Source organism: Haloarcula sp. Atlit-120R, from assembly GCF_003665885.1.
Taxonomy (GTDB): domain Archaea; phylum Halobacteriota; class Halobacteria; order Halobacteriales; family Haloarculaceae; genus Haloarcula; species Haloarcula taiwanensis.
Genome location: NZ_QPLN01000003.1, coordinates 225,598 through 240,606, shown reverse-complemented (window position 1 = coordinate 240,606; position 15,009 = coordinate 225,598). Strand labels below are relative to the sequence as shown.

The 15,009-nt window shown below is 62.2% G+C and carries 11 protein-coding genes; 5 read left to right on the top strand and 6 right to left on the bottom strand.

The genetic code is table 11. The features are described from left to right. Positions 1–41 precede the first annotated feature (41 nt). Complete coding sequence (folP, locus tag DVK01_RS12950; protein WP_121537041.1) at positions 42–2,441, top strand: dihydropteroate synthase; 2,400 nt, start codon at positions 42–44, stop codon at positions 2,439–2,441. A gap of 25 nt (positions 2,442–2,466) precedes the next feature. Continuing rightward, on the top strand, positions 2,467–2,700 hold the full coding sequence (locus DVK01_RS12945) for a hypothetical protein (RefSeq protein ID WP_101351794.1): 234 nt from the start codon (positions 2,467–2,469) through the stop codon (positions 2,698–2,700). A gap of 164 nt (positions 2,701–2,864) precedes the next feature. Here the strand turns inward: DVK01_RS12945 and DVK01_RS12940 are convergent, their stop codons facing one another. After that, positions 2,865–3,296 (bottom strand): hypothetical protein, encoded by a 432-nt coding sequence (locus DVK01_RS12940; protein WP_232794561.1) that lies wholly within the window; start codon positions 3,294–3,296, stop codon positions 2,865–2,867. A 106-nt stretch (positions 3,297–3,402) separates the two neighbouring features. Here DVK01_RS12940 and DVK01_RS12935 point away from each other — a divergent pair, with 106 nt between their 5' ends. Beyond that, positions 3,403–4,011 (top strand): hypothetical protein, encoded by a 609-nt coding sequence (locus DVK01_RS12935; RefSeq protein ID WP_121537039.1) that lies wholly within the window; start codon positions 3,403–3,405, stop codon positions 4,009–4,011. Positions 4,012–4,069: 58 nt separating this feature from the next. Here the strand turns inward: DVK01_RS12935 and DVK01_RS12930 are convergent, their stop codons facing one another. Next, the gene (locus DVK01_RS12930; protein WP_101351792.1) at positions 4,070–5,830 is read right to left on the bottom strand and encodes a BCCT family transporter; all 1,761 of its coding nucleotides are present in this window, start codon (positions 5,828–5,830) and stop codon (positions 4,070–4,072) included. 411 nt (positions 5,831–6,241) lie between these two features. Here DVK01_RS12930 and DVK01_RS21855 point away from each other — a divergent pair, with 411 nt between their 5' ends. Beyond that, positions 6,242–6,403, top strand: coding sequence for a hypothetical protein (locus tag DVK01_RS21855; RefSeq protein ID WP_157829452.1), 162 nt, complete (start codon positions 6,242–6,244; stop codon positions 6,401–6,403). Between the two features lie 6 nt (positions 6,404–6,409). On the opposite strand, the gene DVK01_RS12925 is transcribed toward DVK01_RS21855, so the two are convergent. The 4 genes from DVK01_RS12925 to DVK01_RS12910 form a co-directional block, all read right to left on the bottom strand. After that, a complete protein-coding gene (locus DVK01_RS12925) occupies positions 6,410–6,853 on the bottom strand; it encodes a universal stress protein (RefSeq protein ID WP_101351791.1) in 444 nt (147 codons plus the stop codon). A gap of 90 nt (positions 6,854–6,943) precedes the next feature. Further along, a complete protein-coding gene (gene ilvA, locus DVK01_RS12920; RefSeq protein WP_121537037.1) occupies positions 6,944–8,206 on the bottom strand; it encodes a threonine ammonia-lyase in 1,263 nt (420 codons plus the stop codon). Between the two features lie 54 nt (positions 8,207–8,260). Then, complete coding sequence (locus DVK01_RS12915; RefSeq protein WP_121537035.1) at positions 8,261–10,813, bottom strand: FAD-dependent oxidoreductase; 2,553 nt, start codon at positions 10,811–10,813, stop codon at positions 8,261–8,263. Between the two features lie 216 nt (positions 10,814–11,029). Next, a complete protein-coding gene (locus DVK01_RS12910; RefSeq protein ID WP_121537033.1) occupies positions 11,030–13,600 on the bottom strand; it encodes an FAD-dependent oxidoreductase in 2,571 nt (856 codons plus the stop codon). Between the two features lie 365 nt (positions 13,601–13,965). Here DVK01_RS12910 and DVK01_RS12905 point away from each other — a divergent pair, with 365 nt between their 5' ends. Further along, positions 13,966–14,922, top strand: coding sequence for a succinylglutamate desuccinylase/aspartoacylase family protein (locus DVK01_RS12905; protein ID WP_121537031.1), 957 nt, complete (start codon positions 13,966–13,968; stop codon positions 14,920–14,922). The last annotated feature ends 87 nt before the right edge of the window (positions 14,923–15,009 follow it).

The window sequence follows — 15,009 nt, the reverse complement described above, 5'->3', positions numbered from 1 at the left end:
GTGGCGATACATTAATCATGCCACCGCCGACCAGTTATGGTATGGAGTACCACGAGTCGGCGGACTACTTGCAGTCGTTACAGCGTCGTCGGCCCAAGTTGGGAACCGATACGACGGCGCGGATGCTTTCACATCTCGGTGACCCGGACGACAGTTTCGATAGCGTGCAGATTGCCGGGTCGAACGGAAAGGGAAGCACCGCCCGGATGACCGAAAGCGTGCTCAGGGCCGCCGGGCTAGATGTCGGTCTGTTCACCTCGCCAGGATTGAACGGCTTCCGGGAGCAGATTACGGTCAACGGCGGTCGGGTACCGAAAGAACGGGTAACGGAGTTCGTCGAGCAGATCGAGCCCTGTATCGACCAACTGGCTGCCGAGGAGGACAAGCCGACGCATTTCGAGGTACTCACCGCGCTAGCGCTGTATCACTTCGATGTCGAGGATGTCGATGTGGCGGTGCTGGAAGTCGGCATCGGTGGCCGATACGATGCCACGAGCGCGGTCGATCCCGTCGCAAGCGCCGTCACCAGCATCAGTTTAGAACACACCGACCTGCTCGGCGACACAGTCGAAGAAATCGCCCGTGACAAAGCGCAGGTCGCGCCGCGGGACGCCCCGCTCGTGACAGGAACGACCGGGGCCGCACTCGATGCGATTCAGGAGATTACCGATACCATCACCGTCGGCGACGACGAGGCCGATGTCACCGCTGTCGAGAACGGCATGCGCTCGGCCGTCGAGAACCGCATCTCACTCACTGGGCCGGACTGGGCTCTCGAATCGAACCTCAAGCTACTCGGACAGCATCAAGCAGAGAACGCCGGTGTCGCAGCGACGCTGGCCCGACAACTCATCGGCGTAGACACCGAAACCGTCTCCGAAGGACTGCGGGCTGCAACCTTACCGGGCCGGTTCGAAATCCGGTCGACCGACCCGATGGTGGTCCTCGATGGGTCCCACAACCCCGGTGCGATGGAGACGCTGACGGCACTCATCGAGCGATACGAGTACGACGACCTCCATGTGGTCTTCGCCGCGATGAGCGACAAGGAGTACGAGCGGATGATTGGGGCGCTGCCGGCGGTCGAGACGGCCTTTACCGCGCGACCGGAAGTCAACCGAGCCGCGAGCACCAAATCACTCGCTGCGGCGTTTGAGGGGCAAGCGACTCGGGTACAGCAGGCCGAGTCCGTTCCAGAAGCCACCGAACGAGCGATAGCTACGGCCGACGCGGATGATTTCGTCCTCGTGGCCGGCTCACTATATGCAGTTGCCGAAGCACGGGACCGCTGGAGCCGGCTCGTTGTTCCAAAGGAGAACCTCCAGCAAGCATCTACGGGAGAAGCTGATGGAGTCAAAAGTGTGCCAGAGATCCGCCAGCGGGTACTTTCGGTCACGTTGCGGCGCGACCAGGCAGGCGTCGTCACGCAGGCGTTCGAGGACTGCGGTGGCACCTGCACCCGTTCGACTGTCGGGATGCCGGAGAAGCTCGTCGACACGACCCTGTCGGGGACGCCGCGACAGTTCCGACAGCTCACTGACCGACTGGCCTCTGCAGGACTGGGGCTTGGCCGACTGGCCACGCAACTCGAAGACGCGCTAGCTGACAGATCGTTCCCGCCGCCGTTCGACACTGATGCAGCAGCCGTGATGGGGATTCTCAACGTCACGCCGGACAGTTTCTACGACGGTGGCGAGTACAATCGTCGCGACCTCGCTATCAGTCATGCGGAACAGATGATCGAATCTGGGGCGGATATCGTCGACATCGGCGGCGAGAGTACGCGCCCCGGGGCGGAGCCGGTGACCGTCGAAACAGAGATCGACCGCGTAGTACCGGTTATCGAGGCCGTTTCGTCGCTCGATGCGACTGTCTCTGTAGATACCCGGAAAGCTGCCGTCGCTGACGCGGCGCTGGATGCCGGGGCCGACATCGTCAACGACGTGTCGGGACTGTCGGACCCCGAGATGCGGTTCGTGGTAGCTGACCACGACGCGTCCGTTGTCCTGATGCACAGTCTGTCCGCGCCAGTGGATCCGGGTCGAACTGTCACATACGACGATGTCGTCGATGACGTGCTTCGAGAGCTCACAGAACAGGTACTGCTCGCCGAGCAGGCCGGTATTGACCGCGAGCAGGTTATCGTCGACCCCGGCTGTGGGTTCGGAAAGAATGCCGCCGAATCGTTCGAACTCGTCGACCGGCTCCACGAGTTCCACGCGCTCGGCTGTCCGGTGCTGGTCGGGCACTCTCGGAAGTCGATGTTTGCCGATATGAGCGACGCAGGAGCGGACAGGCTGCCGCCGACGCTGGCAACAACGGCACTTGCCGCCGAGCGTGGGGCTGACGCCGTCAGAGTTCACGATGTCTCCGAGAACAACGCCGTCCTCAAGACGGTTTCAGCGACGGCGGCTCGACCGTCCCAGCTTCGACAACAGTGATACCTGTGCAGCCCCAACAGCAGCCATGGGACAGTTTCCGGTTCAGATCGGCTCGGGCCTGCTTGAGTCCGTCGGGCAGGTGGCAGCAGTCGCTGGGACCGTTGTTCTTCTACTGATACTCGTTGGTCTGGGTGCCTTCGCGTACAAGAGCCTCGTCGGAGACGGAATCCGCTGGCCCGACGAGCGGGACGAAATGGACAGTGACGATGACGACGGCGTCGTACAGGGTAGCCGTGATGACGACTGGAAGTATTACTGACGGCAGACCCCCAACTCACGCGTCAGAGCTGGACAGCACCCCGGCCGTGATTCCGTAGTCGTGTCGCAGTAGCGCACGGTTCGCCCACGACAGCACACCGGCTGGTGCACCCAGCCTCGGCAGATAAGCAAGGCAAGTGCCTCGGGGCTTGCCCCCGAGGCGGTTCACTCGGCACTGTGGTCGTATGAGTGTTCGAACTCCCAGTGGTACCGACAGTCTGTACAGGTTGCCCACTCGGGGATATCGAACCGCTCGGGATGTCGCTGGCCGTGTTCCATCCGGCCTCGACAGACAGGACACGTGAGATACAGGAGTTTGAGGTCGGCGAACTCGTCGTGGCGGTACTCGCCGACGCACCGCGGACAGTCGATGCTGTCACGCGCGTTGTGCTGGAAGATTTCCGACTCACATCGCGGGCACTCAATCGTTGCTGGCGGCCGTCTCGCCCACCCGCTGTCACCGTCGTACGTCGTCGTCGCCGTGTCCATGCTCGACAGCCTGAACTTGTTCGGACCGTCACCCCGCCGGAGTGGGGCGGCGATCCGCTCCCCGAGCCATACGAGCTTCGAGAACAGAATCGCGAGCCATCCAGACACTATCTTATGGTACGTATTCTGATGGCTTAAATTTCCGGGCAGCGCCGACGCTGACCCGGTACTGTGCGGTCGATAGGTTTTCACGGCGACCCACAGTATGTGTGGTATGGCTTTCGACGCCGTTGTCGATATCGCGCCGACCGTCATGGGGCTTGTAGCAACTGCTGGAGAGTGCGTCGTAGGACAACTGGAGCCCAGCGTTGCCGCCGAGCTATCCAGGCCACTTCGCGGGCTCGTCTCCTTTATTCTCGTTGTCGTGTCCGGTGCGGTGATACTCCGACTGCGGCGGGCTTCTGTCGCCGATTCTATCGACGCGATATCGGCCAGCCCGGCGACCGCCGTCCTCTACGGCATCGCCGGATACGTGATATTCGGGATCGTCGGTCTCTACGGGGCCACAACCTTGGCGCGCCTCAGTGTCGCCGGCGGTGTATTCGTCCGTCTCGTCGTCCTCGCCAGTAGCGCCGTTTTCTTGTTTCTCACCGGCTTCGGGTTCCTCGTCGTCGGGACGCTCCTGACTGAACTCCTGTACCACCGTCAGCCGTCGCACGGGCTACTCATCGGCGCGTCTCTCAGTGCACTCACCTGGGTCCTGTTGTCACCTGCCGGCAGTATCGTCTCCAGTCTCGGCATCGCCGCGTTCGGAATCGGCGGCTCTGTGCGGGTCTGGATACACTCCGAACGAACGGTCGAGACAGAAGTCGACCCACGCTGACACTCTTCGTTCGAACTGTCGTTGCGGGTCGCCTGGAAAACGTCGAAAAGAGAGTTCGTCAGTCGGTCCCTGTCGCAGCGTCGTCGCTCCGTTCGGAGATATCCGTCACCATCTCGTCGCCAGCGGTCACGATGTCCATGTCTTCCCGTTCGGAGAGGTCCTGGATGGTTTCCGCAAACTCCTCGGACTCGAGTATCTGGTACTCGTTGTCGAGCCCCAGATACACCGTGTAACACATCAGACACAGGATGAGCGCGAACGGGAGTCCCGTCGTGATTGCGGCCGTCTGGAGCGCCGTCAGTCCGCCACCGATGAGCAGGATAGATGCGACAAGTCCCTCGGTGACGGCCCAGAAGATCCGTTGCGTTCGTGGAACATCGTGCTTACCGCCCGAGGTCAGGTGGTCAATGACCAGTGACCCGGAGTCCGACGACGTGACGAAGAACGTGATGACCAGCAGGGTCGCGAGCAGTCCGCTGACGACACCGAGCGGGAACTGCTCCAGCAGGGCGAACATCGCGACGGTCTGGCCGACCTCGTTGTAGGTCGCTATCGCCTGCCCGTTTCCTACGAGCGAATTGAACATCGCGCTGCCGCCGAACACCGACAGCCAGAGCGTCGAGAACAGCGACGGAAGGAACAGCACGCCCAGGACAAACTCCCGAACGGACCGACCCTTCGAAATGCGCGCGATGAACATTCCGACGAACGGCGACCACGCGATCCACCAGCCCCAGTAGAACACGGTCCAGGCGGTGGGGGTGCCGTTCGCGGCTTCGTTGAGCGTCCCGGTGAAGAACCCGAGCGCAAGGATGTTTCCGAAGTACGCGCCGAGTCCCTCGACCCACGTCCCGAAAATGTACACCGTGGGACCCACGATAGCGAGGAACCCGAGAAGCGCGAACATCAGGTAGAGGTTGAGCGTGCTCAGGCGTTTGACCCCACCGTCGAGCCCTGCCGCAACTGAGAGCGTCGCGATGAGCGTGATACCGGCGATGAGCGCGACCTGCGGCCAAGTCCCTGTCGGGACACTCACCGCACCGAGCATGTCCCCGCCGACGTAGGACAGTCCCGTATTGACCTGGGCAACACCGAGTCCCAGCGAGGTCGACAGCCCGAACAGCGTCGCGAACACCGTCACGAGGTCGATGACATGGCCCGGCCAGCCGTAGATTCGCTCACCAAGGAGGGGCCAGAATATCGACCGGAAGGTAAGCGGGAGCCCGCGGTTGAACGAGAAAAACGCGAGGCCCAGTCCAACCAGCCCGTACACCGCCCACGGGTGAAAGCCCCAGTGGAAGAACGTCTGTGCCATCGCGGCGGACGCTGCCGCACCGGTTCCGGCTTCGGCTCCGAAGAAACTCGGCGGGTTCTGGAAGTAGTACAGCGGTTCCGAGACGCTGAAGAACATGAGGCCGATGCCCATGCCGGCGCTGAATAGCATCGCCATCCAGGAGAAGTCGCTGAACTCCTTCTCGGCCTCGACGCCGCCGATCTTTATTTTACCGTACTTGCTGAACGCGAAGTACAGCAATGTGACGATGAACACGTTCACCGCCAGCAGGTAGAACCAGCCGAAGGTGTCCCCGATGGTATTGAACAGCCACGTGTACGCGGAGGCTGCTGTGTCGCCGAGCAGTATCGTCACTGCGATGAACAGCGCAATTATCGCCAGTGCCACCGGGAAGACAACTGGATGGATGTCGAAGCCAGCCGCCTGAATGTTCGTATCACCGGGCTCGCGGTCGGACTCCGGATGGAACAGCTCTACCTGGAGCCCGTCCGACATTTCGCCGGCTTGTTCGTCACTATCTGCCATACGTTACCCCTCTCGAACGTGGTACTGGTCTGTGGAGTCTCATTGTCGTAGTCTCGGTCTTGCTCTGTCACGGTCCGCTGCTACCATCATGCCAGCGATGTCCCAGCGATGGGCGTCTACAGCGTTCGCATCCTGTTTGGCTCTCTGTGCTCGCTTGCGGGCACCGTGTGCCCGCGGGGCTATTGTCGACGTATTTTATGTGCTACTGAGTCTCATACATATACACTAATGCAACTCTAATAAAACTTCACGTTAAACACCAATATATAACGGATTGAAGGCTTGTACTGCTGTGGCTTCGGAGACATCTACACTATCTAGTATATTGAGGTTTGGTACTTCCCGGTGAGCCGGTCACCAATCGCGTTCCCTGGTGGGTGTCTTTATTTCGGAATCCCGCCTATCGTCGCTATGGCACGACTTCTGGCGACGGGAGCGGCCGCGGTGGCAGCACTGCTGATGGGCGTCGGTCTCATCGGGATGACAGCTGGCGACTTTCGACTCGCAGGGTTTAGCTTCCTCAGTGCGAGTCTGGTTATCTACATCCGTGAGACACGGATAAAAAGCGCGTAACGGGTGTCAGATATCGTTAACGCTCATCCGCTGGCTGATGACTGGCACGCTCGACGTTCTGACCACCTTGTCCGTCGTCCCGCCGAGGAGGTTCCCGAGTTTCCCGCGGAACGCTGACCCCAGAACGATTGCGTCCATTCCTTCGTCTTCGGCGAACTCCACGATTTCTTCGCTTGGCGCCCCGGTTTTGAAATGTGTCTCGTAGTCGACGCCGTGTTCTTCAGCAACAGTCCCGAGACTCGCCAGCACCTCCTCGCCGTAGTTGCGATACTCCTCGCGCATCTCCTCCTCGTCATCCCTGAGTGCGAGCGCGCGCGGTGTCCCCGGGAGGTCGATGACATACAATGCATGCACTGTCGAGTCGAGCGCAGCAGCGAGTTCGATGCCGTGTTCTGCCCCTCTCCTGGCCTCGTCGCTGCCGTCGTACGGGACGAGTATGTGGTCGTACATGGTAGCTGACTCATGTGTATTTCCCACACACACCTGTTATAGGTTTCCCCGCTTATGACGCGAGCCGTCTGTCTGAACGCCGATGCCGGCTTACAGTGCGTCGTTCTGGGCCTTGCGTGCCACGTTGTCGACGGGATAGCCCGCGTCACGAATCGCGGTGATGATCGTCTGTGCGTGCTCTGCACCGCTTGTCTCGACGTTGAACACGAGGTAGGCCTCCCCGATTTCGAGATTCTCGACGGACCGTTCGTGCCGGACATCGTGGATATTGGCCCCCTGTCTGGCGATGACACCCGATATTTCCTCCATCACGCCCGGCTGATCGTTGATGCGGACCCGGAGCTGCAGGAGCTGTTGGCGCTCTGTGAGCGCGTGGATGAGAACCTCACGCATCTGTGTCATGTCGAGGTTCCCGCCACAGAGTAGCGGCATCACCGTCTCCCCGGACACGTCGAGGCCGTCGCTCAGCACAGCGGCCACCGAGGCGGCCCCGGCGCCTTCGACGACCTGTTTGGCCCGTTCCATCAGCAGGAGAATCGCCTGTGCGATATCGGTGTCCGAAACTGTCACGACCTCGTCTACGTTCGCCTCGATTATGCCGAGCGTCGTCTCCGAGATACCGCCGGTGGCGATACCGTCGGCGATAGTGTCGACTTCGTCAAGCACGACCGGTATCCCCTTGTCGAGGCTCTCGTGGACCGTCTCCGCACCGGTCGCCTGAACGCCGACGACACGCGTCTCGGGCGAGAGGTGTTTGATAGCAGTCGAGACACCGCTGATGAGACCACCGCCACCGATTGGAACGACAACCGTGTCGACGTCGGGGCAGTCGTGGTACATCTCCGTGCCGAGGGTCCCCTGTCCGGCGATGATGTCCAGGTCGTCGTAGGCGTGGACGAACTCGGCGTCGGCTTCCTCGACGACGGCCTTGGCGTGAGACATCGTCTCCTGAAAGTCGTTGCCGACCAGTTCGACGCTCGCGCCGTAGCCTCTGGTGGCGTCAATCTTCGCCTGTGGTGCGTTCTCCGGCATGAAAATCGTCGCCTCCGCCCCGCATTTCGTCGCGGCGAGGGCGACGCCCTGAGCGTGGTTGCCAGCGCTGGCGGCGACGAATGACTCTACGCCGTCGGCGACATCCTGTGAGATTTTGTTGTACGCGCCTCTGGTTTTAAACGACCCAGTCCACTGGAGATGCTCCATCTTCAGGTGTACCTCAGCGTCGACGAACCCGCCGAGAGACGTACTCCGCTCGACCGGCGTCTTTTTTACGACTGTGTCGTCATCCAGTCGTTCGCGGGCTCGTTCGATGTCTGCGTACGTGACGGGCAGCATGTCCGATTCTGTTTGTGTCATAATTGGTATCGTTTCGGAGCGTCTGTCAAAGTTGTTGGGTCGTGTGCTGTCCCGCTATCTGATGATTCGCTCGCGGGTCGGATCGAACAGCGGCTCGTCACGCACCGTCGCGTCGTATGTCTCGCCCTCGCACTGTATCTGAACCGACGTTCCGGCTTCGGCGTGTTCGGTCGGGACGTACGTGTAGGCGATCGACTCGTCGATACTGTAGCCGTAGTTCCCGGCCTGCACGTAGCCGAGTGTCTCACCGTCTTTCAGGACTGGTCGACCGCTTAGCATGATATCTGTCGAGTCGTCGAGCGTGACCGGGGTAATTTTGCTGTCGATACCCGCCTCGCGTGCGGTTTCCAGAGCTGCCTTGCCGATGAACTCGGTGTCCATGTCGACGGCGAAGGGCAGCCCGGCCTCGAAGGGGTTCGAGTCCGTGTCGATGTCCGTCCCCCAGAGGCGGTAGCCTTTCTCTAATCGCATGGAACTGAGCGCGCCGCCGCCCATCGGCCGAACGCCGAGGTCCTCGCCGGCGTCCTGTAACGTCTCCCAGAGGCGCTGGCCGTACTCCGTCGGCGCCCACAGCTCCCAGCCGAGTTCGCCGACATAGGAGACCCGCAGGGCGATGACCGGCACGTCGCCAACGTACATTTGCTTGGCCCGGAAGTACGGGAAGCCGTCGTTGGTCACGTCCGCGTCGGTACATCGCTGGAGGAGGAGTCGGGCGTTCGGCCCCCAGAGACCGATTGTCGACTTCGCGCCCTCCTCGACGTGGACCGACACCGTCGCGGGAGCCTCGTCTTCCAAGTGACCGCCGTGGATGCCGGGGGAGTTCCCGCCGCCGGTCGTCACCATGAACTCCTCGTCGTCAAGTTTGACGACCGTGATGTCCGCGAGAATGCCACCGCCCTCGTTCAACAGCAGCGAGTAGCGGACCTGCCCGACGTCGAGATCCATGTCGTTGCTACAGACCCGCTGGAGGAACGCCTGGCTCCCCTCGCCTTCGACCATGATCGAACTGAACGTCGTCATGTCGAACATCGACACCTTGTCGCGGGTGTGGAGATGCTCCGCAGCCTCGATTTTCGAGCGGTTGATGCCCTGCCAGCCGTCCTGGTCGGGAATCCGGTCCTCGTATCTTTCGACTAAGTCGGCGTTCGACTCGTACCACTGTGGCGTCTCCCAGCCGCCGCTCTGGTAGAACTCCGCACCGAGTTCTTTTTGCTGGTGGTAGAACGGACTCGTCCGAAGTCCCCGGTGGTCGTCGGGCTGCCACCGCGGCTCGACGATGCTGTACACCTGCTCGTAGCGCTTGGCCCCGCGGTCGACAAAGTAGTCCTTCTCGCCGGCGTGGGGTTCGAACCGCCGGACGTGGATGCCGCCAGTGTCGACCGGACCGGACGGCAGCCGCGGAACGCCGTTCTCCATCCACTCGGCGAGGATGCGGCCGTAGCCGCCGGAGTGGGTCCACCAGATAGCCAGTCCGGTCCAGAGGCCGTCGACCTGCGCTGTCTCGCCAACGGCGGGCATCCCATCAGGTGTAAAGACGAAAATCCCGTTCTCGGTGGCTTCGTATTCCACGTCCTGTGTCGCCGGGAGCAGTTCGTCGAAGGCCTGCTTGGCCGATTTGTCCCGCCCGCGGTGGGTCGGCGTCTCCCAGTGTTCCTTCGTGAACCCCCTGACCGAAGCCTGGTGTTCCTCGGAGTTTTTCCCCATCGCCTCGGGGTCGACTGAGAGTGGCTCGTGGTTGTACGACCCCATCCCGAGCGCGTCGCCGTGGGTCCGGAAGTACAGCGAGTGGTCCTGGTCGCGGCCGACCGGCCGGTGTGGCCCCTCGCTCATGTACTCCGCGATGGAGCGGTCACCCGGTACGTCCAGCCCGGTCGTGTTGTCGCCGACCGAGGTCTCGGCGTCGGCGAGTTCGTCCATCGGTTCGGTGACAACGTACTGGTGTTCGACCGGCGCGATTGGCAGGTCCAGCCCGGCCAGTTGGCCAGTCTGGTAGCCCCAGTTGTTCGTCGCGATGACCGCTCGCTCGCAGTCGATTCGCCCCTGATCGGTCTCGACCGCGTTGATTTCGCCGCCCGACACGTCCAGGTCGGTGACCTCCGTGTTCCCGTAGAACGACGCCGAAGAGTTTTCCATATACCACTGGAGCGCGGCGATACCGTCGACGCGCCCGTCGGTCGGGGAGTAGTAGCCACCGAGAATTTCGTCCTCGTCGACCAGCGGGAGGTGGTCGGTGACTTCTTCGGGCGAGAGCAGTTGCGGCTCCGGCAGTCCGTACGACGTCGCCCACTCAACGCGCCGACGGAGGAAGTCCATGCGCTCCTCGCTCCGGGCCACTTCGATGCCACCGACCTCGTCGTAGACGCCAGCATCGGAGAGCAGTCGGCTGGTGTAGTGCGCCGTCTTCGTCTGTATTTTCGACGGCGACGTCTGGAACATGATGCCGGGCGCGTGGACTGATGACCCGCCGGTGACCGGGAGCGGTCCCTGGTCGATGACGACAACGTCCTCCGCGCCGAGTTCCGTCAGGTGATACGCGACGCTACACCCGACGGCCCCGGCACCGATAACAACAGTATCCGCCCGAGACGGGGGAGTCTCTGTGCTCATGTATCTCGTTTGGGACTGTTTCTGTCACAATCTTAAATACACCGGTGGGGAGAACCACGCAAAGAGGAGATTTCCGGGTAGAGCGGCACAGTGTCGATTATTCGGCCGGTATCTGAGCGTCTGTTGTCCGTCGCAAACAGGGAGTAAACGGCCAGTCGGACTGAACCACAGCGTGTTACAATCCCGATAGAATCAGCGGCGGGTCGGAGGTTGCTCTCAGACGAGCGGCTCCTCGCGGACCGTCGCGTCGTATCGCTCCCCTTCGTAGAGGATTTCGACGCTGGTTCCGGGTTCAGCGTACTCCGGCGGCAGGTACGTGTAGGCGACACACGCGCCTTCAGTGTAGCCGTACTCGGCGCTGTGGAGATAGCCGATGGTCTCGTCACCGTCGAGGACTGGCTTGTTGTCCAACACGACGGCGTCCTCATCATCGAGGGTCAGACAGGCGACCTTGTGGTCGATGTTGTCGCCGTCGGCGGCCGCCGCGACCGCCTCCTTGCCGATGAAGTCGGTTTCGAGGTCGACGGCCCAGCCGAGGCCGGCCTCGTAGGGGTTGTGCTCCGTGTGGAGGTCCTTCCCCCAGAGCCGGAAGCCTTTCTCGATGCGGAGCGAATCGAGCGCGCCGTTGCCGTACGGGCGGATGCCGTACTCCTCGCCGGCCTCCATGATGTGCTCCCAGAGGCGTTCGCCGTACTCAGAGGGCGTGTACAGCTCCCAGCCGAGTTCGCCCGCATAGGAGACGCGGAGCGCAGTGACGGGGATGTTCTCGACGAAGAACTGCTGGCTCGTGAAAAAGGGGAAGGCGTCGTCCGAGAGGTCGACGTCGGTGACCTTCGAGAGGACCTTCCGGGCGTTCGGGCCGGTACAGACCATCGCCGCCAGGTTCGATGTTACGTCGTTGACGACCACGTCGTCGGGGGATTGCTCGCGCACCCACGCGACGTGGTTGTTCCCGACCTCGCGGCCGGTCGTCAGCAGGAGGTAGCGGTCCTCATCGGTCCGGGTGACCGTGATGTCGGCCCGGACGCCGCCGCCCTCGTTGCACATCAGCGTGTACTTCACGTCGCCCACGTCGATGTCCATGTCGTTCGTACAGAGGTACTGGACGAACTCACCGGCGTCGCTCCCGATGACCTCCATCTTATTGAACGATGTCATGTCGTGGAGACCGACGTTGTTCCGGACGTTCAGCGCCTCCGCGCCCTCGATTGGCGACCAGTACTTCGCCTCCCAGCCCTCGCGGTCGGGGATCCGGTCACCGTACTCCGCCAGCAGGTCGGCGTTGGAGTCGAACCAGTGTGGCTCCTCCCAGCCGGCCTCAGCCCACAGTTCGGCGTCGTACTCCTTGTGTGTGTGGTACATCGGGGTCCGACGGATGTCCCGCTGTTTGTCGGTCCAGACCCACTTGGGGTGCATGATGTTGTAGACGATGCGGTACTCCTCGCCGCCGATGTCCCGAGCGAAGTCCCAACTGCCCTCGTGCTCGTCGAAGCGGTTCACGTCGCAGTGGGCGAGGTCAATCGGGCCGTCAGGGAGGCGCGGGACGCCGTGTTCCATCCACTCGGCGAGGGCCTTGCCGGCACCGCCGGCGTGCGTGACCCAGATGGCCGCCGCCGTCCAGAGACCGTCGTACTCCTGGACCGGTCCCATCACGGGGAGGCCGTTGGGCGACTCCGCAAACATGCCGTTGTACTTGTGTTCGAGTTCCTTGCCGGCCGTCGCGGGCAACAGCTCGTCGCTGGCCTGGCGCGGGGCCTTGTCCGGCCGGTCCGGGTGGGTCGCGTTGTTCATGTGGTAGTCGGTGAACTCGTGGACCGATCCCTGCTCGCCGTCGGGGTCGTTCCCGCCGAGTTCCTGTGGGTCTGGCACGATTGGCTCGTGATTGTACGAGCCGATGCCGTAGGAATCCCCGTGGTTCCGGTAGTACATCGCGTTATCCTGGTCGCGGAGAATCGGCCGGTCTGGCCCGACGAGAAGTCGCTTCGCCTTCTCTCCGGAGACGTTCTCGTAGTTCTCGAACAGCGGGTGGTCAGTGATGTCGACCGCGCTGTCGGCCAGTTCATCCAGCGACTCCGTCATCGTGTACTGGTGCTCGACCGGCGTCACCGGCAGGTGGACGCCGAGCTTCTCGCCGAGCTGGCGGGCCCAGATGTTCGTCGCCACGACGACCTCGTTACACTCGATGGTGCCGTTCTCCGTGACGACGGCCCGCACCGAGCCGTTCTCGGTCTCCACGTCCTCGGTGCGGGTATGCGGGACGAATTTCGCACCCCGGTCCATCGCTTCCCGGGCCAGCGCGTCACAGGCGACGACGCCCGAGACCTGGCCGTCCGTCGGGGAGTAGTAGCCGCCCTTGATCTGGTCGGCGTCGACCAGCGGGAGGTGGTCGGTGACTTCCTCTGGGGACAGCAACTGCGGGTTTTCGATGCCCCAGGCCTTCGCGTATTCGACGCGGCGCTGGAGGAAGTCCATGCGCTCCTCGCTCCGGGCCACCTCGATGCCACCTGTTTCGTTGTACGCCTGGTGTCCGTCAGCCCCTTCGAGGTCCGAGTACAGCCGACGGCTGTAATCCGCAAACTGGCTGAGGACCTTCGGTTCCGCGGTCTGGAACATGATTCCGGGGGCGTGCGTCGACGATCCACCCGTAGTCGGCATCGGCCCCTGGTCAACCACGACCACGTCTTCGCGGCCGAGGTCTGTCAGCTGGTACGCGATGTTACAGCCGACGATTCCAGCACCGACGATAACGGTATCGGCATGGGTCGGCAGGCTATCGGTTGGCTCCATGGCTCTGGATAGAACGTGCTATGGCGTGGCAATATAGTTACCGCCTAACCCCTCTCCTTTGCAAAATAAAACCGAATTGTCACGTAGTGTTTCAGAATAACAGGAGTACCATTGTTAATAGATTTGGGCCCCCTGTGGTGATTGTCGCCGTCGTTCAGAGACTCCAAGTCGCGTCCGACAGACAGATTGTACTGTCACGTTATGTATTCATAATCCAGCAGAGTGTCCCCAGCGGTGCGTTCACCCCATCGACGGCAGCGTATCAGCCAGCGCTTCTGTCCTGAAAGAGAACCACAGGACCGCGCTATCGGCCCGGTGCAGCGCCCACTCCCAGCGTTTTTGTCCGCGCGCCGCCGGCCCTTGGTATGGACTACGCGCCCGTCACGCACACGACGACTGACCGACAGCTCGGACGATTGCCGTCAGGGCGAGACGTGTCTGTGACTGTCCACCGGTACGTCGGCGGTTCCGGACCGACTGTGTATATTCAGGCGGCGCAACACGGCATCGAACTCAACGGTCCAGCCGCGTTGCGACGGCTCCACGACCGCCTGACTGACGTGGCCATCGCTGGGAGGGTGCTTGTCGTCCCAGTGGTGAACCAGCTTGCGTTCGACCACCGGTCATACATGACCCCCGGTGAGTACGACGTGATGAACCCGAACCTGAACCGCGTGTGGCCGGGCGACGAGTGCGGGAGCTTACAGGAGCAGTTCGCCGCCCGACTGTGGGAACTCGTCAAAGGCGCCGACGCGGCAGTCGACCTCCACACAGGCACGGCAGATATGCTGGAACACGTCAGATGCCGGGCGGGCGACCCGGCCGCCGAGCGCCTCGCCGAAGCGTTCGGTACGTCCTACAGGCTCACCGACGTACCCGATGACACAGACGATGACGGGTCCGGAAGGACGTTCCGGGCTGCGACTGCAGCAGCCGGGATTCCAGTTATCACTGCAGAACTGTCGAACAGTCGTCGGATTGTACAGGACGCGGTTGCAGCGGGTGTCGACGGGATACAGAATCTTCTACGCGAGCGTGGCGTTCTCCCTGAAGAACCCGAGTCGAGAGCGTCACAAACGGTACTCCGAAACGATGCGGAGCCGGTCACCGCGTCGGAATCGGGGCTGTTCGAATCCCGGCCAGACATCACCGTCGGCGACACTGTCGACGCCGGGGAGCGACTGGGAACTGTATACGAACCAGCCTCCTTCGAGCAACAACAGGTCGTTCCAGCGACAGAACGAGGAGTGATATTCTCGATTGCCAGGGAGTCCGTCGTCGTGAAGGGGGAGCGTCTCGCGGGTATCGCGATACCGGGATAACCGGCTCACCACGAGGGCGCACCGACGAGTTCTGTTTCAGAGATGTGGTGGTAGCCGTAGTTCTGTGGGAGTTTATAAATGGGTTCG